The following is a 24,426-nucleotide window of genomic DNA, read 5'->3' on the forward strand; positions in this document are numbered from 1 at the left end:
AAAAACCTATTGACGGCCAGCCAATTTGAGCGTGAAATTGCCCAATCCAGCGGTTACCGGCGTGGTGTGAGCCAGACTCAACACGCGGTAGCCGCCGAAAACATCCGTATTCACGAGGAGACGCTTCATGAGCAACCTGCCCGGTCTGAATTTCGCGTTGGGCGAAGACATCGACATGCTGCGCGATTCGCTCGCCCATTTCGCGGCGAAGGAAATCGCCCCGCGCGCCGGCGAAATCGACCATTCGGATCAGTTCCCGATGGACCTGTGGAAGAAATTCGGCGACCTGGGCGTGCTCGGCATGACGGTGTCCGAGGAATACGGCGGCGCGAACATGGGCTACGTCGCCCACATGGTGGCCATGGAGGAAATCTCGCGGGCGTCGGCGTCGGTGGGCTTGTCGTACGGCGCGCATTCGAATCTGTGCGTGAACCAGATTCATCGCAACGGCGCCGAGGCGCAGAAGCAGAAGTACCTGCCGAAGCTCGTTTCCGGCGAGCATATCGGCGCACTCGCGATGAGCGAGCCGAACGCGGGATCGGACGTCGTCAGCATGAAGCTGCGCGCCGAAGAGAAGGGCGACCACTACGTGCTCAACGGCACGAAGATGTGGATCACCAACGGCCCCGACTGCGACACGCTGGTCGTCTACGCGAAGACCGACATCGAAGCGGGCGCGCGCGGCATCACGGCGTTCATCGTCGAGAAGGGCATGAAGGGGTTCTCGGTCGCGCAGAAGCTCGACAAGCTGGGCATGCGCGGCTCGCATACCGGCGAACTCGTGTTCGAGAACGTGGAAGTGCCGAAGGAAAACATCCTCGGGCAGTTGAACGGCGGCACCAAGGTGCTGATGAGCGGCCTCGACTACGAACGTGCCGTGCTCGCGGGCGGCCCGACCGGCATCATGCTTGCGTGCATGGACGCGGTGGTGCCGTATATCCACGATCGCAAGCAGTTCGGCCAGGCCATCGGCGAATTCCAGCTGATCCAGGGCAAGGTCGCCGACATGTATTCCACGTTGCAGGCGTGCCGCGCGTATCTCTACGCGGTCGGCCGCCAGCTCGACACGCTCGGCGCCGGCCACGTGCGCCAGGTGCGCAAGGACTGCGCGGGCGTGATCCTCTACACCGCCGAAAAAGCCACGTGGATGGCCGGCGAAGCCATCCAGGTCCTCGGCGGCAACGGCTACATCAACGAGTATCCGGTGGGCCGTCTGTGGCGCGACGCCAAGCTGTATGAAATCGGTGCGGGCACGAGCGAGATCCGCCGCATGCTGATCGGCCGCGAACTGTTCGCCGAGACGGCTTGAGGGCGCGACATGACGATCATCGAATCGAAGCTGAATCCGCGCGGCGAGGAGTTCCGCGCCAATGTGCAGGCGCTCGAAGCGCTCGTCGCCGATCTGAAGCAGAAGGTCGCGAAACTCGCGGAAGGCGGCGGGCAGGCCGCGCGCGACCGCCACGTATCACGCAACAAGCTGCTGCCGCGCGACCGCATCGCGCAGTTGCTCGATCCGGGCACGCCGTTCCTGGAGCTGTCGCAACTGGCCGCGTACGGCATGTACAACGACGAAGCGCCGGGCGCGGGGATCATCACGGGCATCGGGCGCATCGCGGGGCAGGAATGCGTGATCGTGTGCAACGACGCCACCGTGAAGGGCGGCACCTACTATCCCGTCACGGTGAAGAAGCATTTGCGCGCGCAGGAAATCGCAGAGCAGAACCGGCTGCCGTGTGTCTATCTGGTCGATTCGGGCGGCGCGAACCTGCCGAATCAGGACGACGTGTTCCCCGACCGCGATCACTTCGGCCGCATCTTCTACAACCAGGCGAACCTGTCGGCGCAAGGGATTGCGCAGATCGCGGTGGTCATGGGTTCGTGCACCGCGGGCGGCGCCTACGTACCCGCGATGTCGGATGAATCGATCATCGTGAAGAACCAGGGCACGATTTTTCTGGGCGGCCCGCCGCTCGTGAAGGCCGCGACCGGCGAGGAAGTGAGCGCCGAGGATCTCGGCGGCGGCGATGTTCATACGCGTCTGTCGGGCGTCGTGGATCATCTCGCGCAGAACGATGCACATGCGCTCGGCATTGCGCGCAGCATCGTCGGCAATCTGAACCGCGTGAAGACGCCTACGCTGGCGCTGAAGGAACCGCTGCCGCCGCGCTACGACCCGCAGAGCGTCTACGGCGTGATTCCCGCCGACACCCGCAAGCCCTTCGACGTGCGCGAAGTGATCGCGCGCATCGTCGACGACTCCGCCTTCGACGAATTCAAGGCCCGTTACGGCACCACGCTCGTCTGCGGCTTCGCGCATGTGTGGGGGCATCCGGTGGGCATCGTCGCGAACAACGGCATTCTGTTCAGCGAGTCCGCGCTGAAGGGCGCGCATTTCATCGAACTGTGCGCGCAGCGCAAGATTCCGCTCGTGTTCCTGCAGAACATCACCGGCTTCATGGTCGGCCGCAAGTACGAGAACGAAGGCATCGCACGCAACGGCGCGAAGATGGTGACGGCCGTCGCCACGGCGAAGGTGCCGAAGTTCACGATCATCATCGGCGGCTCGTTCGGCGCGGGCAACTACGGCATGTGCGGCCGCGCGTATTCGCCGCGCTTTCTGTGGATGTGGCCGAACGCGCGCATCTCGGTGATGGGCGGCGAACAGGCGGCGTCGGTGCTCGCCACGGTGCGGCGCGACGGCATCGAGAAGAAGGGCGGCGCGTGGTCGAAGGAAGAGGAAGAGGCGTTCAAGGCGCCGATCCGCGATCAATATGAAGTGCAAGGCCATCCGTACTATGCGAGCGCGCGTCTGTGGGACGACGGCGTGATCGATCCCGCGCAGACGCGCGACGTGCTGGGCCTCGGGTTGGCCGCGACGCTGAACGCGCCCATCGAAGACACGCGCTTCGGCGTATTCCGGATGTGACGACAGGAGTTGGCGCTTTAGCGCCTTACTCCTGTCCTCTGCAGAGCAAAGACATGTTCAACAAGATACTGATTGCAAATCGTGGCGAGATCGCCTGCCGTGTCGCGGCGACCGCCAAGCGGATGAACATCGGCAGCGTCGCCGTGTATTCGGATGCGGACGCGAAGACCAAGCATGTCGATGTCTGCGACGAAGCCGTGCACGTGGGCGGCGCGGCGGCATCGGAGAGTTATCTGCGCATCGAGCGCATCGTCGCGGCCGCGCTGGCGACCGGCGCGCAGGCCATTCATCCGGGCTATGGCTTTCTCTCGGAAAACGAGGACTTCGCCAACGCCTGCGAGAAGGCGGGGCTGGTGTTCATCGGACCGCCCGTCGATGCGATCCGCGCGATGGGTTCCAAGGCCGCCGCCAAGGCACTGATGCAGTCCGCTGCGGTGCCGCTCGTGCCGGGCTATCACGGCGACGACCAGGATCCCGCGCTGTTGCAGCGCGAGGCCGACGGCATCGGTTATCCGGTGCTGCTGAAAGCGAGTGCGGGCGGCGGCGGCAAGGGCATGCGCGTGGTCGAACGCAGCGAGGATTTCGCGGCGGCGCTGGCCTCGTGCAAGCGCGAGGCGGCCTCGAGTTTCGGCAACGACCGCGTGCTGATCGAGAAGTATCTGCAGCGTCCGCGGCACGTCGAAGTGCAGGTGTTCGCGGATCAGCATGGTCACGCGGTCTATCTGTTCGACCGCGATTGCTCCGTGCAGCGCCGCCACCAGAAAGTGCTGGAAGAAGCGCCGGCGCCGGGTCTCGCCGATGAAACCCGCCGCGCGATGGGCGAAGCCGCCGTTGCGGCGGCGCGCGCGGTGGATTACGTCGGCGCGGGCACGGTCGAGTTCATCCTGACGCAGGACGGCCAGTTCTACTTCATGGAGATGAACACGCGCCTGCAAGTGGAACATCCGGTGACCGAGATGGTGACCGGACTGGACCTCGTCGAATGGCAGTTGCGCGTGGCGGCGGGCGAGCCGTTGCCGCTCGGCCAGGATCAACTGAAGGTACACGGACACGCCATCGAGGCGCGCATCTACGCGGAGAATCCGTCGCGCGGCTTCCTGCCGTCGACGGGCACGCTCAAGCATCTGAGCATGCCGCACGCGGTGGAATTTTCCATCGACGGCGACGTGCGCGTGGACAGCGGCGTACGTCGCGGCGATGCGATCACGCCGTTCTACGACCCGATGATCGCGAAGCTCATCGTGCATGGCCGCGACCGCCGCGACGCGCTCGCCCGCATGGGGCGCGCGCTGGCGCAATGCGAGATCGTCGGGCTGTCGACCAATGTCGAATTCCTGCTGCGCATCGTGCAGAGCGAGCCGTTCAGCACGGGGGAGCTGGACACGGGGCTGATCGAGCGGCATCACGACGCGCTGTTCGCGCCGTCGAAGGTTTCGCGCAAGCATGCGCTGGCGCTCGCCTGCGCGGCACTCCTCACGCGCGAGGGCGGCGAGGCGCATGGTCACTCGCCGTGGGATGCGCTGTCGCACTGGCGCATGGCGGGCGGCTACAGCCAGGATCTGAACTGGCGCGCGGCGGACACGGACGAAACGCTGAAGGTGATCTTCACGAAAGCCGGCGACAAGCGTCTGCAACTCAACGGCGAGCAGGCGCGCTTCGACTGGTCGCATAGCGGCGAGACCTCGTTCGCGGTGCAACTGGACGACGCGCTCATCAAAGGTCACGTCTTCACCGACGGCGATCTGTTCCACGTCTTCCACGAAGGCGCGGCGATGCAGTTCGAGTGGCAGAACCTGATGGCCCACGCCGGCGATGTCGAGCAGGAAGGTCGCCTCACCGCGCCGATGCCGGGCAAGGTGATCGCCGTGCTGGTGGAACCGGGCGCGCTGGTGCAGAAGGGCGCGCCGCTGATGGTCATGGAAGCGATGAAGATGGAGCACACCATCGTCGCGCCGGGGCCGGGCACGATCGGCGAGATTCTGTTCGCGGTGGGCGATCAGGTTGCCGACGGCTCGCAGCTGCTCGTGCTGGAAGCCGCGCAGGCCGCCTGAAAGCTAGCGCCGGCCCCGGGTGGGCGTGCCGAGCAGCGTGCTTTCGCTTTCGGTGCGCACCAGGATTTCCACGCGCCGGTTCAGCGCGCGGCCTTGCGCGGTGTCGTTGCTGGCGATCGGCCGCAGCCAGGCCGCGCCCTTGGTCGTGATGCGCTGGGCGGGCACGCCGCGCTGGATCAGCGCCTGCGCCACCGCCTGCGCGCGCGCTTCGGACAGGTTGCGGTTGTAGCCGAGCGAGCCTTGATTGTCGGTGTGTCCTTCGATCAGCACAGGCCGCATGCTGCGCTTCAGCACGACGGCGACCCGATCCAGCATCGGCGACTGTCCCGCGCGAATGTCGACTTCGTCGGTGTCGAACAGCGGCGCCTCGGGCAGCCGGATTTCGACGCCACCCTTCACGGCAAGCGTCGTGATGCCATAGCGTGCATTGACCTCGTCTTCCTTCGAGCGGTTGAGCTTGGTCGAACAACCGGCCAGCAGCGCGAGCGCCACGCATGCCGAAGCCGTGGCCCGCAGCGTCATTCCCTGTGCGGTCTTTCCCGTCATTGAACCTTCCCTGCATCGATGCGGAGCTTCGATTATAGGGAGAGCGGCGCGCCGTCCCGCAAAGGGGGCGTCGGCACGCGCCCGGGCATGCGTGATTACAATGAACGGGGACGATTTTTGCTTCCGATTTTTGCTTGCTTATCCGCACCCTCACGAGGCCCCCGTTTTCATGCCCATCCCGCCGCGCAACGACTCGACGCCGGATCCATCCGGACGCACCTTCAAGATGCAGCGCACGGCTTCGGCGGTGCTGTACGCGGTTCTCGTGCTGGTGGCGCTGTACACCGCGCGCACCTTCATCCCGGCGGTCGTGTGGGCGGCCGTGATCGCCATCGCGCTCTGGCCGGCCCTCGGCTGGCTCGAACGCAAGCCGTTCTTCAAGCACCATCACATCGTGCTTGCGGTGTGCCTGACGGCGGCCATCGGCCTGTTGTTCGTGGTGCCGTTCTTCATCGTCGCGGCGCAGACCATCAATGAAGCGCACGACATGCTGCACTGGTTCCACGATGTCCTGCGCACCGGCTTCCCGATGCCCGCCTTCGTCGATCATCTGCCGATGAGCGCGCAGATCTCGCGCTGGTGGCAGGCGAATCTCGCGACGCCGCTCGATGCCTCGCCCGCCGTCAAGAACCTGCACAGCGCCACCGTGGTCGCGATGACCCGTCACTTCGGCGGGCGCGTGGTGCATGGTTTCTTCATCTTCGGCTTCATGCTGATGACGCTGTTCTTCGTATTCCAGGCGGGATCGAAGCTCGGGCAGCAGTTGCTCGCGGGCTCGCGCCGCGCGTTCGGCGCCGATGGCGCGGCGATCGTGCGGCGCATGGCCGAATCGGTGCGCAGCACGGTGGTCGGGCTGGTGGTCGTGGGGCTGGGCGAGGGCGCGCTGCTCGGCGTCGCGTACATTGTCACAGGCGTGCCGCACGCGAGCCTGCTCGGCATGCTCACCGCCGTCGCGGCGATGCTGCCGTTCTGCGCGCCGGTCGTCTTTCTTGGCTCGGCGCTGTGGCTGCTCGCGCAGGGCTCGACGGTCGCGGCCATCTGCGTCGCCGTGTTCGGGCTGATCGTCGTGTTCGTGGCGGAGCACTTCGTGCGGCCGGTGCTGATCGGCGGCTCGGCGCGGCTGCCGTTCCTGCTGGTGCTGTTCGGGATTCTCGGCGGCGCGGAGACTTTCGGACTCATCGGCCTGTTCATCGGCCCGGCGCTGATGACGATCCTCGTCGTGCTGTGGACCGATTACGTCGTGGAGCGGCGCAGCGGTCCGCGCGCGTGACCGGGCCTCAGCCGCGTTCCTGCACGCAGACCCACGGCGACGTCACTACCGCCCACAATTCGGGGTCGCGCGCGGCGAGATCGGCAGCGGTTTCGGCCTGCATGCGCTCGACGAGCCCGGCCGAGAGCCATTGCGTGACCTGGCGGGTGTCGTCATTGGCAACGGCTTCCGCGACGCTTACCAGATCGAGATCGCCCTTGACCCAGATGAGCTTGCCCTGCGCGAAGAAGCGTTCGAGTTCGGACCAGCCGATCTGGGCGGTTTCACCGAGGAGCCGGGCGTAGAGCGGGCTGGGCGTGGAGGCGTCGGACATGATGTGAGGCGGGGAGAAAACGAAAGGCGTCCGACACTATAGCGCAGTGCCGGACGCCTTCTGTTCTGACTTCTGCCGCGCGTGTCTTACAGGTCGAAGAACACCGTCTCGTTCGGCCCGCGCAGATGGACGTCGAAGCGATAGATGCTGCCCGACGATCCCGGCTTCGCCGCCGGACCCGTCTCGCGCTTCGCAATCAGCGTATGCCGGCGCTCGGCCGGAACGCTCTGCAGCACCGCGTCCTTCGCGTTGGCTTCGGCTTCGTCCTCGAAATAGATGCGCGTGTAGGTATGCAGCAGCATGCCGCGCATCAGCACGATCACGTCCAGATGCGGCGCGGAATCGTCAGCGGTCTTGCCGGGCTTCACCGTATCGACGATGAAGCGCAGCTTCGGATCCGTGCCCGTGCCGACGCGGGCAAAGCCGCGAAAGCCCGACTCGCGCGCTTCCTGCACGCTCTGCACATAGCGGCCCGAGGCATCGGCCTGGGCGACTTCGAGCAGCGCGTCGTTGACGGGCTTGCCTTCGGCGTCGAACACATTGCCGACCACGGCGATATGTTCGCCCGGCACCTCACGGTCCGCCGCCGATGCGGTGAACAGGCTCTTCAGGTCGAAGTTGTACTGCTCGGGAACCAGGCCGTAGGCGAAGTACGGGCCGACGGTCTGCGAAGGGGTTTGCTTGAGCGTGGTCATGGGGTTCACTCCGTCGGCGTCTGGTCGGGGCCGCGCAGCACGATGTCGAATTCGTAGCCGAGCGCGTAGCCTTCCTGCGTGGTGTCGATGGAAAAGCGCGACACGAGACGGTTGCGCGCCTGTTCGGGGATGCCCTGGAAGATCGGGTCCAGTTCCAGCAGCGGGTCGCCGGGGAAGTACATCTGCGTGACGAGACGCGAACCGAAATACTCGCCGAACAGCGAGAAGTGGATATGGTTCGGGCGCCATGCGTTCGTGTGATTGCCCCACGGATACGCGCCGGGCTTGATCGTCATGAAGCGGTAGCGGCCTTCGTCGTCGGTCAGGCAGCGGCCCGCGCCGAGAAAGTTCGGGTCGAGCGGCGCGTCGTGCTGATCCGCCTTGTGCACGTAGCGGCCCGCCGCGTTCGCCTGCCACACTTCCACCAGCGTGTTGCGCACGGGGCGGCCGCCCTCGTCGAGCACGCGGCCCGTCACCACGATGCGCTCGCCCAGCGGCGCGCCGTTCTTCGCGGCGTTGCGGGTGAGGTCGGCGTCGAGCACGCCCAGGTCGTCGGCGCCGTAGACCGGCACGCGGCGATTGCGCAGGTTTTCCTTCAGCGGGATCAGCGGCAGCCCGGGGCTGCGCAGCACCGACGACTTGTAGCCCGGCGACAGATACGGCGGATGGGATTCCCAGTCGCGCGGCGTGAGGATGGGGGAGGTCATTCGACTGTCTCCTTGAATTTTGTGAGGTCCGAACCCGGTGTTTCTGACAAGTACTTTATAGAACGACGCAAGTTATGGAAAATGATGTTTCGTGCCATCTTGCATAACCAATCCTCATGGATACCGACTTCACCAACACCCGCGTCAAGTTCCGGCATCTGCAGTGTTTCCTGGCCGTCACGCAGCTCGGCAGCGTGCAGCGCGCGGCCGACAGTCTGTCGATCACCCAGCCGGCGGTGTCGAAGACCATCGGGGAACTGGAATCGATGCTGGGCGTGCGTCTGTTCGAGCGCGGCCGGCGCGGCGCGGTTCCGACCCGCGAAGGGCGCCTCTTCGCGCCGCATGCGAGCGCGTGCGTGGCGTCGCTGCGGGAAGGCGTCGACATGCTGCTGCGCGAGCGCGGCGACGTGCCCGGTTCCATCTCCATCGGCATCCTGCCGACGGTCGCGCCCGTGCTGCTGTCGCCGGCGCTGCTGTCGTTCCGGCAGCAGTGGCCGGCGGTGTCGCTGTCCGTCTGGACAGATTCGAATGCGCTGCTGCTGGAAAAGCTCAAGGCGGGCGAGGTGGATCTGGTGGTCGGCCGGCTGTCCGAGCCGGAGGCCATGCACGGGCTGTCATTCGAGCAGATTTATCGGGAACCACTGGCGGTGGTGGTAAGGCGCGAACATCCGCTTACGCTGGAAACGCCGTTGACGCCCGCGCTGCTGGCGCGCTTTGCCATCGTCGTGCCGCCGTTCGGCACGCTGATTCGTCAGTCGGCTGAAAGCGTGCTGACCGCGTTCGGCGCGCATGCGCTGACGGCGCTGGTCGAGACGCTGTCGGTGTCGCTTGGACGTTCGCTCGCGCTGAACAACGATGCCGTCTGGTTCGTACCCGCGGGCGCGGTGGAGCAGGACATCGCGCTCGGGCTGCTGGCCGCCTTGCCGATGCCGTTCGCCGGCACCGACGAGCCGATCGGCCTGATCCGCCGCAACGACGCGGCGCGCACGCCGGTGGAGGAGACGCTGGTCGATGCGCTGCGGGAAGCGGGCAGGGGCCGTGCCGGGAGCAAATGACCGGAAGGCATGAGCGGCGCGCAAGTTGCTTAAGGAGCATTTACCGCGCAGATCTGGCGCGAAAGAAATACTATGACGATAGGGTGGAGGAACGGCGCGGCTGCAACGAATGCGGGCCACGACGGTCAGAAGCAGATTCCGCCCGCGTCATGGTTGCCACCGTTTGACCGCACCGTACCCCGAACATGTTCGCAAGATGAAGACAGTACTGCTCGTCGACGACGACCCCGCCACCATCGAAGCCTGGACCCTCTGCATGGAGGGCGAGGACTGCACCGTGTTATGCGCGTTCGACGGCAATGGCGCCCTGACGATACTCGGCGAGCAGCAAGTGGATATCGTCGTTTCGGACTGGATGATGCCGGGCCTGGGCGGCGCGCTGCTGTGCCAGACGATGAAGAACGACACGGCGTTCTCGCATATCCCTTTCCTGATGATTTCGGGCCATCCGAATCCGCCGGCATTCGTCAGCTACGACGGCTACCTGCGCAAGCCCGTCGACATGGAAACGCTCATTTCCGCCGTCAACCGCTTGTGCGCCGCGAAGAAGCGGCCACTTTACTGAGGGATGGCTAGCGCAGAATCGCCAGCGCTTCGTCCATCTGCGTTTGCGCGAGCCGGTTCAGTTGCTGCGGGATCTCGCAGTCGAGCGGCAGGCACGGCGTAACGATCACGCGGATATGTCCGCCCCGGTCCGGCCAGCCTTTCGCGGGCCATACCTTGCCGGCATCGTGGACCACCGGCACGACGGGCACCCGCGCCGCGCAGGCGAGGCGCACGCCGCCCGAGGCCAGCTTGAGCGGCGCATCGTGCGCGACGCGCGTGCCTTCGGGGAAGATCACCACCGAGTCGCCCTTCTTCAGCCGCACGGCGGATTCGCGCGTTACCGCGCCGTGAGCTTGGCGGATCGAGCCGCGATCGAGGCTCACCATGTCGAGCCCGCGCAGCACCCAGCCGAAGAACGGGATGTTCATGAGTTCGTGCTTGAACACGAAGCTGATGCGGCGCGGGAAAAGCGCCATGAAGGACAGCGTTTCCCAGGTCGATTCATGCCGCGACAGGATGATGCACGGTCCCGCCGGCAGGTGCTCCAGACCTTCGATGGAACAGGTGACGCCGGTGATGACGCGCATCATCGTGACCATCGCGCGGCACCAGAGCCTTGCAAGCCGGTAGCGCCCGTTACGGCCCACGAAGGGAAACAGCGGCAGGATCAGGATCGACCAGACGATGCCGCTGCCGAGCAGATACGTGGCGAACAGCCACTTGACGAGGGTGCGGCGCATCGGATTCACAAGATGACGGGTGGGTGACAGCGGAGCAAGCCGCAAGCATAGCGTATCGGGCCTGGCCTGGCCGGGGCGGCTGCGGCGGGCGACGCGTCCAGCGGCCCCGCGCGAGCGATGCAACAATGGACCCCCGGTCAAACCATCACGCAGGGAAGCGAGCTCATGGAAAATCAGGCGCCCAGGGATTTCGACGAAGGCATGCTCGAAGTGGGCGACGGCCATTCGATCTACTGGCGGGCACAAGGTCCGCGCGACGCGCCGGTGATGCTCGTCGTGCATGGCGGCCCCGGTGGCGCGATGAACCTCAAATGGGCGGACGTGCTGGAGCCGGACGCGTGGCGCGTCGTGTTCTTCGACCAGCGCGGCTGCGGCAAGTCCACGCCGTTCGGCAAGCTGGAGCACAACGGCATCGAGGCGCTGGTCGGCGACATGGAAAAACTGCGCGAGGCGTTGCAGATCGAGCGCTGGGCGCTGTTCGGCGGCTCGTGGGGCACGACGCTCGCGCTGGCCTACGGCGTCGCGCATCCCGAGCGCTGTCTCGGCTTCCTGCTGCGCGGCATCTTTTTGGCGCGGCGTGAGGACATCGACTGGTTCCTGTGGGACGTGCGCCGCGTCTTTCCCGATGCGCATCGCGCCTTTCTCGACGCCATCGAGACAGCCAGCGGCAAGCGGCCCGCCAGCGCGCCGGAGATCCTGCAATTGACCGAGGCGCCGCTCGCGCGTTTCGACGAAGCCGGTACGCAGCTCGCGCGTGCGTGGACCCGCTACGAAACCACGTTGTCGGTCGTGAACAAGCCCGAGAAGGAACCGTCGGACGAGGCGAAGCGGCCGAGCGCGGAAGCCAATGCCGCGGCAATCTCGATGGCCCTGCTCGAACGCCACTACATGGCGCACGAATTGCCGCCGGCGCCGCTGCTGCCGCAGGTTGCGCGCATCGCGCATCTGCCTTGCCGGATCGTGCACGGGCGCTTCGACATGGTGTGCCCGGCCGACCAGGCGAGCGCGCTCGCGTCTCACTGGCCCGGCGCGCACCTGTCGATCGTGGATGCGGCGGGGCACTGGACTTTCGAGACCGGAAATGTGGCGGCGCTGCGCGCGGGCGCGGCAGCGCTTGCCGGCGCGGTCAAGCAGGCCTAGGCAGGAGAGCGGCTCAGAGAATCGCGGGCGCGTCTTCAATCAGACGCCGCCAGTCGAGATCCGCGCCGATCACGACGGGCTTCGACGCGCGTTGCGTCGCGATGGTCAGCGTCACGCACAGCGAGGTGCCCGTCACGGAGAGATACGGCGCGCTGGTAATGACCTGCTGCGGGTTGGCGTGGGCATCGACGAAATACGGGCGGTTGTCCCAGCGGCCCGTCGCCGGGTCGGCGATCGGCGCGAAACGTTCGCTGGGCGTCTTCGCGGCGGAACCGGCCAGCCCCGGCGTGAATTCGCGGCCCGCCTGATCCAGAAAGAAGCAACTGAGGGTGCAGGGCAGGGCGAGCAGTTCGGCGCAGGCGCTGTGCGTCGCGGCGCCGGCGGCGAAGCGCTCGGCTGCCTGCAACAGCCCCGCACGATACGGCAGCACCAGCAGATCGCCCGCCAGCCGCTCGGCGCGGCGCAGGTGGGCGAGCTGGTCGAAGACGTCCTCGAAAAGCGGCGTGGCCGCGCCGCGCGCGGCGAGTTGCGCGGCGGGCAGCCCGAACAGATAGCCCTGCACGAAGTCGACGTTCGAGCGCGCGGCGAGCATCAGGTCCTCGCCCGTCTCGATGCCCTCCGCCACGACGAACATGCCCGATTCATGCAGCAGATCGACGAGCTTCGGCATCAGCGCGTCGCGCATGTGGGCGCTTTTCGCGCGCACGAGGCTGCGGTCGAGCTTGACGATATCCGGCCTGAGCGTGAGCAGCCGGTCGATATTGGAATGGCCCGCGCCGAAGTCATCGACCGCGACGAGGAAGCCCTGCGCACGGAACGCGTGCGTCGCGCGCGCGATTTCGACGACATCGGTGCCGCCGGATTCGAGCACTTCGATCACGAGCCGCTCTGGCGCCAAACCCGCGCCGCGCGTGGCCGCGGCGAGCCGTGCGGCATAGCCGGGATCGGTGAAGGTCGCCGGATTGATATTGAGGAAGAGCCATTGCGCGGGCGGCAGCAGCGGCGCGGCGTTGCGCAGATGCGTGACGTGGCTCATGCGGTCGAGTTCGGTCAGCGTGCCCGCGACGATCGCCCGCCCGAACAGATCGAACGGGCCGATCAGCGCGCCATCGCCCGCATCGCCGCGCAGCAGCGCCTCGTAGCCGACCTCGCGCTGATGCGGCAGGCTGTAGATCGGCTGCAGGTGCGTGCGCAGCGTGATCCCGTCGACGATTTGCGTCCGTGCGGTCGCCACGTTCAGACGGCGGAGACCGGCGTCGCCTGCGCGACGGCCGTATTCGGCTCGAGGGACGCGCGCGCCGTCGGACGAGCGCAGAAAATGGCAGACAGGTCGATGAACAACACGGCAGTCACGCGTTTTCGTGGGGATGTGGGCAATATCGGCTGATCGTGCTCAAACTTGAGCAGCGGTCGTCCAGACGTCTGCACTGCGCGCCCGGATTGCCGCCTCGGCCGCCGCGACCTATCTTTGTTGATGCGGCGGTATGATCCGCCTGCAACTTCTGCCGCGTGTCGCTCGTCGAACGCTGCAACGAACCCTAGAGAGAGACTGATGGCGCAACAAAAAACCAACCCGAAACTCGAACAGGCGCTGACCCGCGGCGATCTCGCGATCCGTCAGGCCAACTCGGGCCGCGCCACCGCGGTGCTCCGCGCACTCGGCAAGATGATCGTCGAGGCATCGGCGACCATCGGCGTTGAAGCGCACGTCGTCATTCACGATGGCGACAAGATCTACGATCCCGCCGACGGCGTCTGGCCGCAGCAATTGCTGATTTCGCTCGATGGCCCGGTCGAGGAAAACGATCCGGATGAAATCCGCACCGTAACCCTGCTCGCCGATACCCCGGCCACGATTTTCCGCTGCGAATGGCAACGGGCTGACGGGAATCTCGGCCGTCAGGAAGGCAAGCCGCTCGCGATGGTCGCGTTCATTACCGACGTGGATATTCCCTGGCTCGACGAAGACGACTGATTTTTTCAGACTGTTTTGTCGTCATTCACACGCCCGACATGATTATGTCGTGCCAAAGGCGGACGTCTCTCATCGCAGAGCGTCCGCTTTTGTTTGTTCATTCCATTCGGGGTGAATCCGGATTTTCTCCATTTATGCCATTTCGCAGGATCTGCGAAGCGCCGCGGACAGCAAACGTTACCGCGTCGCGTTTTTCCCGTGTTTTCCAGTATTTACGATGTCCTCCGAAAAGGTTTTTCGAACGCTATTCTTCATCAGGCTTCTCACGTCGTCAGCACAGCACGCCCTGGTTGCCATTTCACTCAATTTCCGGCCCGCATATATCGGTAGCGCATATGCATATTTCGGCTTGCGGCGGCTGTCTGACGGTCGATTCGTCGATTAGAAGCTTTCCTCCAATGCTTTAGCCTGAAATTTGCTGGGAAACGGCGGCAAGCGCGCACCCCCGTATTTGACTTCGTGAGAGGCTCGTTGAGCCGTGTGTGAGGAACTCACCCAAAACCGTCCTTCACACACGGACCTTTCCAATCGCCAAGAAAAAATGGGGTATTACAAATGGATCGTCTTAACCTTGCCAATCACACCGCCGCTAACCTGACTGAAGCAGCGGCCCGTCCGACTCTCACCGTGGTGCCCACGCTTCAGAAAACGGAGCGGATGCCGTTTACGATTCGTATCGTCCGTGACGATGCGGGGCTCCAGAAGGCCGTGAGCATCAGACGTTCGGCCTATGGGCGACATCTGCCCGAATTCGCCGATACGATGACCATCGAATCGTCCGACCGCGAGCGCGGTACGGTCGTGCTGCTGGCGGAATCGAAGCTCGATGGCGCGCCGCTCGGCACCATGCGCATTCAGACCAATGCTTACAGCCCGCTGGCGGTGGAGCAGTCGGTGCGTCTGCCCGACGAACTGGCCGGCAGCCGGCTCGCGGAAGCGACCCGGCTCGGCGTGGCGGGCGGAATGGTGGGACGGGTGGTGAAGGTGGCATTGTGCAAGGCGCTGTGGATGCTGTGCGAATTGCACGAGATCGACTACATGGTGATCACGGCGCGTACGCCGCTGGACCGCGAGTACGAAGCGATGCTCTTCAAGGACGTGTTCGGCGTCAACGAGTTCCTGCCGATGACGCATGTCGGCGGCCTGCCCCACCGGGTGCTGGCCAAGGATGTCGCCGCCGCGCGCCAGCGTTGGGAGGAGGCGCGTCATCCGCTGTTCAACTACATGGTCAATACGCACCATCCGGACATCGATTTGCATTCTGTAGATTTATCTTTTGAGTGGGAAACGGTAGGATGTTCCAAGACCCCGTTGATGGCTTACGGACGGTAAAAATATGGGTCTCGTGCGGGTAAAAAAGTACGGTCGTATCTAGGACGGTAATAGCAAAAAAAACCGGACACGGAGCGGTCCGGTTGGCCAGAAGCGGCGGCGCCCGGGGATTCACACGGCTCCGCCGCCGCTTTGCGCAGACGCATCGGGCGTCGGCGCACACGGGGGTTTTTCCAGGTATGGCGTCGGTTATTCCAGCTTCCCTTTCGCGTATCAGACGCAGCGGCTCGTGGATCGACGACGCGCTTTATGTCGTCGCGGTTTATGCCGTGCCCGTCCTGATTCTGCTCGGCACGCTGGCCACGCTTTATTTTCTGCCGCGCCAATATGAAACCCGCGGCGCCATTCCGCTTTCTTTACAGGTTGTCGCCGATCGGAGCGATATCACCGACCCTGCCGACGCCCTCGAGGCATTGCACGGGACCGCGCCGGTCACAAGCTACAGCACGCGTCTTTCCGAAAAACCCATCTGGTTCGGCTTCACCTTGCCCAGTATGAGCGCGGACGCGTCGACGGCTGCGGAATTGCCGTCGCGCCACGCGCAGACTCTCGCCTGCTGGAATGCCAGCACGCTCGCGCCGCTGGGGACGGCGGACCGTGACAGCGTCAGCGGCTATATGCATCCGGTCAAGGCCGGTTATTACATTCAGGCGGGCCGCCTGCGCCAATCTGAAAACATTCTCTGTAAAGGCACATTTTCAGGTCCCGCGCAAATCAACGCTTTTGCCTGGGAATGGCAAGGCCTGCGCAGTTCAGCGCTCGATTTTCAGGAAAGCTCGGGTTTGATTGCCGGCGGCTTGCTGACGCTCGCCGTTTTCGTGTTTGTCACCGCGCTGATCAATCACGAGTGGACCTATGTGATTTTTGCGGTATGGCTGGTCGGCAATTTGCGCTTGTGCGCGAATGCAATGGGCTGGGACATGCAATGGCTCGGCCGCATGCTGCCGTCGGATTACCTTCAGCCGTTGCGGCAAATTACCTTCGCCGCTTATTACCTGCTGACCGCCGCGCTGTTTCAGCAGTTGTTCAGGCGTGAACTGCGAGTCGTCGGATACCGGTGGCTGCTGCGGGTCATTCAATACGTCGGCATCGTGCTGCTCGCCGCTGCACTCGCGCTGCCGTATGCGTATTTCATTCCGGTGCTGTGGGTCATCGCCGGCTTCGGCATCTGTGTGCTGCTGTTCTTCCTTGTCCGGCTCGTGTGGATGGCGCGCTCGCGCACCGTCCTCTGGTATGTGGCCTCGCTCGCGGTCGTGCTGTTCGCCACCTTTTCCGAAGTCCTGGGCGCGGCCTTCGGCCTGAAGTTCCTGGTCGGCGGCGTCAATACCGTGATGGCCGCGTTGTCGTCGAGCATGATGGCGGCATTCGCCATTGCCGAGCAGATGCGCGCCGAGCGCGATTTCCGCCGTCAGGCGCAGATGGAACTGCGCAACACCTACGAAGTCACGCCCATCGGGCTTTTCACGCTCGATGCCGAAGGTCGCTTCGTGCGCGCGAATCCGTCCTTGCGCGCGATGCTCGACCTGCAGAAGTCCGACTACAAGATCCGCCACTGGAACGACTATTTCGAGGCGGGCGCCTGGGGAGCGCTGCAGGCGCTGGCGTCGAAGGGCAGCGACGGCGAACTCGAAATGAGCGGTTCGCCCGAACGCGGCACCGGCGAGCGTCGTTATTTGCTGAAGGCCATTCGCTCGAACGGCTGGATCGAAGGCTCGCTGCAGGATACGACCGAGCGCTCGAAGGCCGTCGAGCGCCTGCGCTTCCTCGCCGAACACGATCCGCTGACCGGCTCGCTGAACCGGCGCGGCATCGAAAAGGCGATCGCCGCGCAAAGCGATGAAACGTTGCCCTGGGCGCTGGCCTATGTCGATCTCGACCGCTTCAAGCTCGTCAACGACCTGTTCGGCCATCGCAGCGGCGACGAAGTGCTGCGCCAGGTCGCGGCGCGCACGCGGGCGCATTTTGCGCGCAGCTATCCGGTAGGGCGTATTGGCGGCGACGAGTTCGTCTGCGTGATGCACGACACGTCGATCGAAGAGGCCATCGCGCAATGCCGCGAGCTCATTTCCATCCTCTCCGACGCGCCTTATCAGGTCGGCAATCGCGCGTTCCAGGTGAAGGCGTCGATCGGCCTGGTCGAATGTTCGCAGGGCGTGCGCGTGCAGGAAGCGCTGTCGCACGCGGACCGCGCGTGCCGCGAGGCGAAGAAGGTCGCGCACACGCATCTGGTCACGTATCGCAAGGGCGCAGCCGCGTTCGAGGAGCGCGCGGAAGAATTGAGGCTGGTCGAGACGCTCGGCCGCAATCGCCTGCCGCCGGGCCTGTTCCTCGTCATGCAGCCGATCATGTCGCTCGCGGCGCCCACCGAATCGCTCAACTTCGAAGTGCTGCTGCGCATGCGCGCGCCCGACGGCGCCACGCTGCCCGCCGGCAAGGTGATCGTCGCGGCGGAGGAGTCGGGCAATATCGCGGCCATCGACCGCTGGGTCATCTCCACACTCCTCGAATGGATCGAGGCGCACCAGCATCTGCTGGCCAACACGCAGTTCATCTGCGTGAACCTGTCGGGCGGCTCGCTCAACGACGAGCAGTTCATGGAGGACATCTTCGCGCTGTTCGGCCGTTACCAGTCCATCGTGCATTACCTCTGCCTGGAAATCACCGAGAGCGTGGCGCTGCACGATCTCGAGAACACGCAGCGCTTCATCGCGCGCGTGCATGACATGGGCGGCAAGATCGCGCTCGACGACTTCGGCGCCGGCTACACGTCATTCAAGTATCTGAAGGCGCTGTCGGCGGATGCGCTGAAGATCGACGGCGAGTTCGTGCGCTCGATGTGCGCGCATCCGGCGGATATCGCGATCGTCGAGGCGATCGTCGCGCTGGCGCGTAATCTCGGCATGCGCAGCGTCGCGGAGTGGGTGGAGGACCTGGATACCTTGCGGGCGTTGCAGGAGATCGGCGTCGATTACGTGCAGGGCTACCTCGTTGCGCGGCCGCAGGAGAGCACCGCCATTCTCACGGCGGCTTCGGCGGCGAGCTTCCTCAAGGATCCGGACGTGGTGAGCTTTGTGGAAGGACTCTCGGAGCCCGTCCAGGCCACCGTCTTCAATTACGACTGGCAGGCGCGCGCGTCGGGCACGCACTGAAGCGCGCCAGTCCGTCGATCACGCGGTGTCCATCTCGTTGAGAATCTTGCTTGCCGCGATGGGAATGCGGGTGTCGTCCCATTGCGCGAGCCACTGGATTTCCTTGCGGGTGAAATAGCCCGGGTGATTGCGCAGCGCGAACTGCAGCGAATCGACGATGTGATCGCGGATGATCTGGGGCGCGTTGTCGTCGTTGACGATGGCGTGCAGCGCTTCGAGTGTGCTCATGTTTCGGCGAGGTTTTAATGAATGATCCTGCGCCGAACATAACCGACTAAAAATCGCGTCAAAAATAACGGTTCGGGCCATCAAGTCAGGCGCTCACGTGCTTGCCGGAAGCGGAGCAGGCGGCCTTACCCGATAAAATCAGCAGAATGAGCCACACGGGGACCTGTCCATGAAAGTTGTCCGACGCGCGCGGCCGCGCCACGAGGCCCGCGCCGATGCCTGAACCCAAGCTCGAGCGGGCGTCTCCGGCCTCCACGCAATCCATCGGCTCGAATCAGCTGGGCATGCGCCAGTTCAACGAGCGCATCGTCCTGCAGGCCATCCGCCTGCACGGCGCGCTGCCCAAGGCCGATATCGCCCGCCTCACGCGGCTCTCGATGCAGACGGTCTCGCTGATCGTCGATCATCTGATCGGCGACGGCCTGCTCGCCAAGGAACCGCGCACGCGCGTGCCGGGACGGCTTGGCCAGCCGTCGGTGCCCATTTCGTTGCGCGCGGACGGCGCGTTTTCGATCGGCGTGAAAGTGGGGCGGCGCAGTCTCGATGTGCTGTCGATGGACTTCGCCGGCAGCGTGCGCGCGCGCGAAACCCTCGACTATGCCTATCCCGATCCGCGCACGCTGTTTCCGGCGCTCGAAAAGCGTCTCGCGCGCGTGACGGCCGCGCTCGGCGAGCACGCAAGCAAGATCGCCGGAATCGGCGTGGCTGCGCCTCTGTGGCTCGGCGGCTGGCGCGATTTCTTCGACACGCCTCCCGACGCGCTCGCGGCGTGGAACGAGATCGACATCCGCGCGCGCATCGGCGCGATGACCGCGTTGCCGGTCGAGTTCGCGAAGGACACGACCGCCGCCTGCGCCGCCGAACTCGTAATGGGGCAGGGGCGCGGTCTGCGCAATTTTCTGTACGTGTTTATCGGTACTTTCATTGGCGGCGGACTCGTGATCGATGGCCGGCTGCACGCGGGCCCCGGCGGCAATGCGGGCGCGATCGGTTCCCTGCCGCTCACCCGCAGTGCCAGCGATGGGCAGCCGGGGCAACTGCTCAATACGGCATCGGTGTATGTGCTGGAGAAGGCGTTGGCCGCCGCGGGCGCACCCGCCGAGGCGGCGCACGACGCACGCGCGTGGTCCAGCGCCTGGCGGCCGCTCGCGCAAGCATGGATGAGCGAGACGTGTCCGGCCATCGCGCACGGGATCGCGTCGTCGTCGGCGTTGCTGGATCTGGAGGCGGTGGTGATCGATGGGGAAATCGATCGCACGCTGCTGCGCGCAGTGATTCGTGCCACGGATCAGGCCCTGTCCGGTTTCGACTGGCAAGGCATGACGCGGCCGCGTCTGGTGGAAGGGCAGATCGGCCCCGACGCCCGCGCGATGGGCGGCGCGATCCTGCCGCTCTATGCGCATTTCGCGCCGAAGCACGAACTCTTTCTGAAGCCGCTGGAAAGCTGACTCGCCCGCGAAGGCCGCGCGCTTCAGTCCAGCGACAGCCGCACGGCGAAGGCAAGCAGTGCGGCCGAAAAGGTCCAGCGCTGCACGGTCTGCGCTCTCGGATGGCGCTTGAGCCAGCCGGAGAGATGCGTGGTGCCGGCGGCCAGCGCGAGGTCGAAAGCCATGCCGACAAGCACCAGCACCACGCCCAGTTCAAGCACTTGCGACCACACCGGCCCGGCTTCCGGATGCACGAATTGCGGCAGCAATACGGAGCAGAAGAGCAGCGCCTTGGGATTGAGGATGCTGCTCAGAATGCCTTTCGCATAGGCGGCGCGCAGCGTCGGCGCACCGGCGCCGGCGGGCGGGGTATCGAGTCCGAAGGCCGGCGAGCGGAAGATCTGGATCGCGACATAGGCGAGATACAGGCCGCCCGCGATGCGCACGCCGTCATAGAGCCAGGGCGCACTGCGCAACAGCGCGGCGACGCCGAGCGCCGAGAGCGTCACATGCGTGGCACGGGCGGAGGCCAGTCCGAACGCCACCGCGACGCCATGGCGGATGCCCCGGGTCGCGCTCGTTTGCAGGACGAGCGCCATGTCGGGCCCTGGCAACGCGTAGACGATGGCGAGCGCGCCGATGAAAACCCAGAGCAAATGTGCCGAAACCATGATGTTGAAACTCCTTTGCGAGGGCTCTATCGTGCCATGCCGCGCGCGGCGATTTATGGCAATTTCAGACACGCATTCGCGTCTTTGAGCGGCTTTACCCTAGAATGATCGATAATAAAAGGGGAAACCACCATGACCGATCTGGACCGAATCGACCGCGCGATGCTCGCCGCGCTTCAGCAGGACGGACGCATGCCGGTGGCGAAGCTCGCCGAGCGCGTCGGGCTGAGCGAAACGCCCTGCGCTCGGCGGCTGAAGCGCCTGGAGAGCGAGGGTTACATCGACGGCTATCGCGCCGTGCTGTCGCGCAAGGCGCTGCAACTCGGCGTCGTGGCGTTTGCGCAGGTGCGCTTCAGCGTCCACGACCGCGCGTTGTCCGATCGCTTCGAGCGCGAGATTCGGGGCATTTCGCGCATCCTGTCGTGCCACAACATTTCAGGCACCGCCGATTACCTGCTTCAAGTCGTGGCGCGCGATCTGGACGAGTACGGCGAGTTCTTGCGCGACGTCTTGCGGACGCTGCCGGGCGTCACAGCGGTGGAATCGATGCTGTCGCTGCGCGAGATCAAGCGCGACAGCGGCCTGCCGATGCCATGAGTATTGTCTATACAAGAATGTCGCCACCTGAACTGAAAAGCATAAGAAACGGCCTCGGGTTCGCCCTAATACAACCCAAGTTGTATATACAAGAAGATGAGGTCGATCATCCATTCAGGAGCTGCCCGTGACTTCATCTTCCCGTTTCCGCGACATCGAGATTCGCGCGCCGCGTGGTGTCCAGTTGAACGCCAAAAGCTGGCTGACCGAAGCGCCCTTGCGCATGCTGATGAACAACCTCGATCCCGAAGTCGCCGAGAATCCGCGGGAACTGGTGGTGTACGGCGGCATCGGCCGGGCGGCGCGGGACTGGGCGTGCTTTGACAAGATCGTCGAGACGCTGAAGCGCCTCGAAGCCGACGAAACGCTGCTGATCCAGTCGGGCAAACCGGTCGGGGTGTTCCGGACGCATGAGAACGCGCCGCGCGTGCTGATCGCCAATTCGAATCTCGTGCCGCACTGGGCCAGCTGGGAGCATTTCAACGAACTCGACGCCAAGGGTCTCGCCATGTACGGCCAGATGACCGCCGGCAGCTGGATCTACATCGGCAGTCAGGGCATCGTGCAGGGCACGTACGAGACCTTCGTCGAAGCGGGACGGCAGCATTACGCCGGCGACCTCAAGGGTCGCTGGGTGCTCACGGCGGGACTGGGCGGGATGGGCGGCGCGCAGCCGCTCGCCGCGACGCTGGCGGGCGCGTGTTCGCTCAATATCGAATGCCAGCAGAGCCGTATCGACTTCCGCCTGAAGACGCGTTACGTCGATGAACAGGCCACCGATCTCGACGACGCCCTCGCACGCATGCAGCGCTACACCGCGGAAGGCCGGGCGGTATCGGTCGCGCTGTGTGCCAACGCCGCCGACGTGCTGCCGGAACTGGTCCGGCGCGGCGTGCGTCCCGACATGGTCACCGACCAGACGAGCGCGCACGATCCGCTGAACGGCTATCTGCCGAAGGGCTGGACCTGGGCGCAGTACCGCGACCGCGCGCAGAGCGATCCCGCGGGCACGGTGAAGGCGGCGAAGCAGTCGATGGCGGAGCACGTGCGCGCGATGCTCGCGTTCCGCGAACAGGGCGTGCCCACTTTCGACTACGGCAACAACATCCGCCAGATGGCCAAGGAAGAAGGCGTCGCGAACGCGTTCGACTTTCCGGGCTTCGTGCCGGCGTATATCCGGCCGCTGTTCTGCCGGGGCGTCGGGCCGTTTCGCTGGGCCGTGCTGTCCGGCGATCCCGAAGACATCTACCGAACCGACGCGAAAGTGAAGGAACTGATCGCCGATGACGCCCATCTGCATCGCTGGCTCGACATGGCGCGCGAGCGCATCAGCTTCCAGGGCTTGCCCGCGCGCATCTGCTGGGTCGGGCTGGGCCAGCGCGCGAAGCTCGGTCTCGCGTTCAATGAAATGGTGCGCAACGGCGAACTGTCGGCGCCGGTCGTGATCGGCCGGGATCATCTGGATTCGGGTTCGGTCGCGAGCCCGAACCGCGAGACCGAAGCGATGCGCGACGGCTCCGACGCCGTCTCCGACTGGCCGCTCCTCAACGCGCTGCTCAACACCGCGAGCGGCGCGACGTGGGTGTCGCTGCATCATGGCGGCGGCGTCGGCATGGGCTTCTCGCAGCATGCGGGCGTCGTGATCGTGTGCGACGGCAGCCATGAAGCCGATGCCCGCATCGCCCGCGTGCTGCATAACGATCCGGCGAGCGGCGTCATGCGTCATGCGGATGCGGGCTACGACATCGCCGTGGAATGCGCGCGCGAGCAAGGCCTCGATCTGCCGATGATCACGCGATGAAGACACTCTGGCATCACTGCCACGCCGCGACGATGGCGCACGGCGCGTATTCGATCATCGAGGACGCGGCGATCCTCACCGATGGCCCGCGTATCGAGTGGATCGGTCCGCGCGCGGCGGCGCCCGAACTGGATGGATGCAAGCGCGTCGATCTGCAAGGCGCATGGGTGACGCCTGGTCTGATCGATTGCCACACGCATCTCGTGTTCGGCGGCGATCGCAGCGGGGAGTTCGAAGAGCGTCTGCAAGGCGTGAGCTACGCCGACATCGCGGCGCGCGGCGGCGGCATCGCCGGAACCGTGCGCGCGACTCGCGCGGCGAGCGAGGACAGCTTGTTCGACGACGCGCGCACGCGTGCGCGCGGCTTGCTGCGCGAAGGCGTGACGACGATCGAGGTGAAGTCCGGCTATGGACTGGATCTCGCCGGCGAGCGCAAGATGCTGCGGGTCGCGCGCCGTCTCGCCGATGCCCTGCCGCTGACGGTGCGCGCCACCTGTCTCGCCGCGCACGCGTTGCCGCCCGAGTACACTGCGCGCGCGGACGATTACATCGGCCATATCTGCGATGTCATGCTGCCCGCGCTCGTGGCCGAAGGGCTCGTCGATGCCATCGATGCCTTCTGCGAGCACATCGCCTTCTCGCCGCAGCAAGTGGAGCGCGTATTCTGGCGCGCGCAGGAACTCGGCGTGCCCGTCAAGCTGCACGCGGAACAGTTGTCGTCCCTGCACGGCGCGACGCTGGCGGCGCGTTATCGGGCGCTCTCGGCGGATCATCTCGAATACATGACCGAAGGCGATGCCGAAGCAATGGCGCAGTCCGGCACCGTCGCCGTGCTGCTGCCGGGTGCGTTCTATCTGTTGCGGGAAACGCAGTGTCCGCCGGTCGATGCGCTGCGCCGCCACCATGTGCCCATCGCGCTCGCCAGCGACATGAATCCGGGCACGTCGCCCGCGCTGTCGCTGCGCCTGATGCTCAACATGGGCTGCACGCTGTTTCGCCTGACGCCGGAAGAAGCACTCGCCGGTGTGACGCTTCATGCGGCGCGGGCGCTGGGTCTCGATGCCACGCATGGCTCGCTCGAAGCGGGCAAGGCGGCGGATTTCGTGGCGTGGCGCATCGGCCGGCCTGCCGAACTAGCCTATTGGCTGGGTGGCGCGCTGCCCGCGCGGGTCGTGCGCGGCGGCGCGGAATTGGACTTTGCGCGGCTGCCTGCATAGACGGCGCGCATAAAAAAACGCCTCGCCCGGTGCGGGGCGA

General features: G+C 65.3%; 22 protein-coding genes. 14 read left to right on the plus strand and 8 right to left on the minus strand.

What is annotated here, in order from left to right; all coding sequences use genetic code 11:
* The first annotated feature begins 127 nt into the window (after window positions 1–127).
* From QCE62_RS28770 to QCE62_RS28780, 3 genes are read left to right on the plus strand one after another with little or no spacing between them, the layout of a single operon-like run.
* Window positions 128–1,309 (plus strand): isovaleryl-CoA dehydrogenase, encoded by a 1,182-nt coding sequence (locus QCE62_RS28770; RefSeq protein ID WP_309925818.1) that lies wholly within the window; start codon window positions 128–130, stop codon window positions 1,307–1,309.
* 9 nt (window positions 1,310–1,318) lie between these two features.
* On the plus strand, window positions 1,319–2,926 hold the full coding sequence (locus QCE62_RS28775; protein WP_309925820.1) for a carboxyl transferase domain-containing protein: 1,608 nt from the start codon (window positions 1,319–1,321) through the stop codon (window positions 2,924–2,926).
* Between the two features lie 53 nt (window positions 2,927–2,979).
* Complete coding sequence (locus tag QCE62_RS28780; protein WP_309925822.1) at window positions 2,980–4,977, plus strand: acetyl/propionyl/methylcrotonyl-CoA carboxylase subunit alpha; 1,998 nt, start codon at window positions 2,980–2,982, stop codon at window positions 4,975–4,977.
* Between the two features lie 3 nt (window positions 4,978–4,980).
* On the opposite strand, the gene QCE62_RS28785 is transcribed toward QCE62_RS28780, so the two are convergent.
* A complete protein-coding gene (locus tag QCE62_RS28785; protein ID WP_309925825.1) occupies window positions 4,981–5,523 on the minus strand; it encodes an OmpA family protein in 543 nt (180 codons plus the stop codon).
* Window positions 5,524–5,692: 169 nt separating this feature from the next.
* Here QCE62_RS28785 and QCE62_RS28790 point away from each other — a divergent pair, with 169 nt between their 5' ends.
* Entirely contained in the window at window positions 5,693–6,793 is a 1,101-nt protein-coding gene (locus QCE62_RS28790) for an AI-2E family transporter (RefSeq protein ID WP_309925827.1), read from the plus strand.
* A 7-nt stretch (window positions 6,794–6,800) separates the two neighbouring features.
* On the opposite strand, the gene QCE62_RS28795 is transcribed toward QCE62_RS28790, so the two are convergent.
* The 3 genes from QCE62_RS28795 to pcaH all read right to left on the minus strand — a co-directional run bounded on the left by QCE62_RS28795 (window position 6,801) and on the right by pcaH (window position 8,508).
* Complete coding sequence (locus QCE62_RS28795; RefSeq protein ID WP_309925828.1) at window positions 6,801–7,106, minus strand: DUF2288 domain-containing protein; 306 nt, start codon at window positions 7,104–7,106, stop codon at window positions 6,801–6,803.
* An 86-nt stretch (window positions 7,107–7,192) separates the two neighbouring features.
* A complete protein-coding gene (pcaG, locus tag QCE62_RS28800; protein ID WP_309925829.1) occupies window positions 7,193–7,801 on the minus strand; it encodes a protocatechuate 3,4-dioxygenase subunit alpha in 609 nt (202 codons plus the stop codon).
* 5 nt (window positions 7,802–7,806) lie between these two features.
* Window positions 7,807–8,508: a protocatechuate 3,4-dioxygenase subunit beta gene (gene pcaH, locus QCE62_RS28805; RefSeq protein ID WP_309819549.1), complete on the minus strand. Its 702-nt coding sequence runs from the start codon at window positions 8,506–8,508 to the stop codon at window positions 7,807–7,809.
* 116 nt (window positions 8,509–8,624) lie between these two features.
* Here pcaH and pcaQ point away from each other — a divergent pair, with 116 nt between their 5' ends.
* Window positions 8,625–9,563 carry a pca operon transcription factor PcaQ gene (gene pcaQ, locus QCE62_RS28810; RefSeq protein ID WP_309925830.1) on the plus strand — a complete coding sequence of 313 codons (939 nt, stop codon included), beginning with the start codon at window positions 8,625–8,627 and terminating at the stop codon, window positions 9,561–9,563.
* 196 nt (window positions 9,564–9,759) lie between these two features.
* Window positions 9,760–10,128, plus strand: coding sequence for a response regulator (locus tag QCE62_RS28815; RefSeq protein WP_309925831.1), 369 nt, complete (start codon window positions 9,760–9,762; stop codon window positions 10,126–10,128).
* A 7-nt stretch (window positions 10,129–10,135) separates the two neighbouring features.
* On the opposite strand, the gene QCE62_RS28820 is transcribed toward QCE62_RS28815, so the two are convergent.
* Window positions 10,136–10,849, minus strand: a complete 714-nt coding sequence (locus QCE62_RS28820) for a lysophospholipid acyltransferase family protein (protein ID WP_309819555.1) — start codon at window positions 10,847–10,849, stop codon at window positions 10,136–10,138.
* 165 nt (window positions 10,850–11,014) lie between these two features.
* On the opposite strand from QCE62_RS28820, the gene pip reads away from it, so the two are divergent.
* Window positions 11,015–11,989: a prolyl aminopeptidase gene (pip, locus tag QCE62_RS28825; RefSeq protein WP_309925832.1), complete on the plus strand. Its 975-nt coding sequence runs from the start codon at window positions 11,015–11,017 to the stop codon at window positions 11,987–11,989.
* 13 nt (window positions 11,990–12,002) lie between these two features.
* Here the strand turns inward: pip and QCE62_RS28830 are convergent, their stop codons facing one another.
* Window positions 12,003–13,223 (minus strand): EAL domain-containing protein, encoded by a 1,221-nt coding sequence (locus tag QCE62_RS28830; RefSeq protein ID WP_309925834.1) that lies wholly within the window; start codon window positions 13,221–13,223, stop codon window positions 12,003–12,005.
* Window positions 13,224–13,541: 318 nt separating this feature from the next.
* On the opposite strand from QCE62_RS28830, the gene QCE62_RS28835 reads away from it, so the two are divergent.
* The 3 genes from QCE62_RS28835 to QCE62_RS28845 all read left to right on the plus strand — a co-directional run bounded on the left by QCE62_RS28835 (window position 13,542) and on the right by QCE62_RS28845 (window position 18,445).
* Window positions 13,542–13,964 (plus strand): hypothetical protein, encoded by a 423-nt coding sequence (locus QCE62_RS28835; protein ID WP_309819560.1) that lies wholly within the window; start codon window positions 13,542–13,544, stop codon window positions 13,962–13,964.
* 555 nt (window positions 13,965–14,519) lie between these two features.
* Complete coding sequence (locus tag QCE62_RS28840) at window positions 14,520–15,296, plus strand: N-acyl amino acid synthase FeeM domain-containing protein (RefSeq protein ID WP_309925836.1); 777 nt, start codon at window positions 14,520–14,522, stop codon at window positions 15,294–15,296.
* Between the two features lie 179 nt (window positions 15,297–15,475).
* Window positions 15,476–18,445, plus strand: a complete 2,970-nt coding sequence (locus tag QCE62_RS28845) for a putative bifunctional diguanylate cyclase/phosphodiesterase (RefSeq protein ID WP_409017932.1) — start codon at window positions 15,476–15,478, stop codon at window positions 18,443–18,445.
* Window positions 18,446–18,463: 18 nt separating this feature from the next.
* Here QCE62_RS28845 and QCE62_RS28850 read toward each other — a convergent pair whose 3' ends face one another.
* Complete coding sequence (locus QCE62_RS28850) at window positions 18,464–18,673, minus strand: hypothetical protein (RefSeq protein ID WP_309819565.1); 210 nt, start codon at window positions 18,671–18,673, stop codon at window positions 18,464–18,466.
* 215 nt (window positions 18,674–18,888) lie between these two features.
* On the opposite strand from QCE62_RS28850, the gene QCE62_RS28855 reads away from it, so the two are divergent.
* The gene (locus tag QCE62_RS28855) at window positions 18,889–20,121 is read left to right on the plus strand and encodes an ROK family transcriptional regulator (RefSeq protein ID WP_309925839.1); all 1,233 of its coding nucleotides are present in this window, start codon (window positions 18,889–18,891) and stop codon (window positions 20,119–20,121) included.
* A gap of 23 nt (window positions 20,122–20,144) precedes the next feature.
* On the opposite strand, the gene QCE62_RS28860 is transcribed toward QCE62_RS28855, so the two are convergent.
* Window positions 20,145–20,771 carry a LysE family translocator gene (locus tag QCE62_RS28860; protein WP_309925840.1) on the minus strand — a complete coding sequence of 209 codons (627 nt, stop codon included), beginning with the start codon at window positions 20,769–20,771 and terminating at the stop codon, window positions 20,145–20,147.
* Window positions 20,772–20,903: 132 nt separating this feature from the next.
* Here QCE62_RS28860 and QCE62_RS28865 point away from each other — a divergent pair, with 132 nt between their 5' ends.
* From QCE62_RS28865 to hutI, 3 genes are all read left to right on the plus strand, one after another.
* Complete coding sequence (locus tag QCE62_RS28865) at window positions 20,904–21,368, plus strand: Lrp/AsnC family transcriptional regulator (RefSeq protein WP_309925841.1); 465 nt, start codon at window positions 20,904–20,906, stop codon at window positions 21,366–21,368.
* Window positions 21,369–21,495: 127 nt separating this feature from the next.
* Window positions 21,496–23,169, plus strand: a complete 1,674-nt coding sequence (hutU, locus tag QCE62_RS28870) for a urocanate hydratase (protein WP_309925845.1) — start codon at window positions 21,496–21,498, stop codon at window positions 23,167–23,169.
* Window positions 23,166–24,386, plus strand: a complete 1,221-nt coding sequence (hutI, locus tag QCE62_RS28875) for an imidazolonepropionase (protein WP_309925848.1) — start codon at window positions 23,166–23,168, stop codon at window positions 24,384–24,386. Before hutU ends, hutI begins: the two co-directional genes overlap by 4 nt.
* The last annotated feature ends 40 nt before the right edge of the window (window positions 24,387–24,426 follow it).

The organism is Caballeronia sp. LZ033, from assembly GCF_031451265.1.
Taxonomy (GTDB): domain Bacteria; phylum Pseudomonadota; class Gammaproteobacteria; order Burkholderiales; family Burkholderiaceae; genus Caballeronia.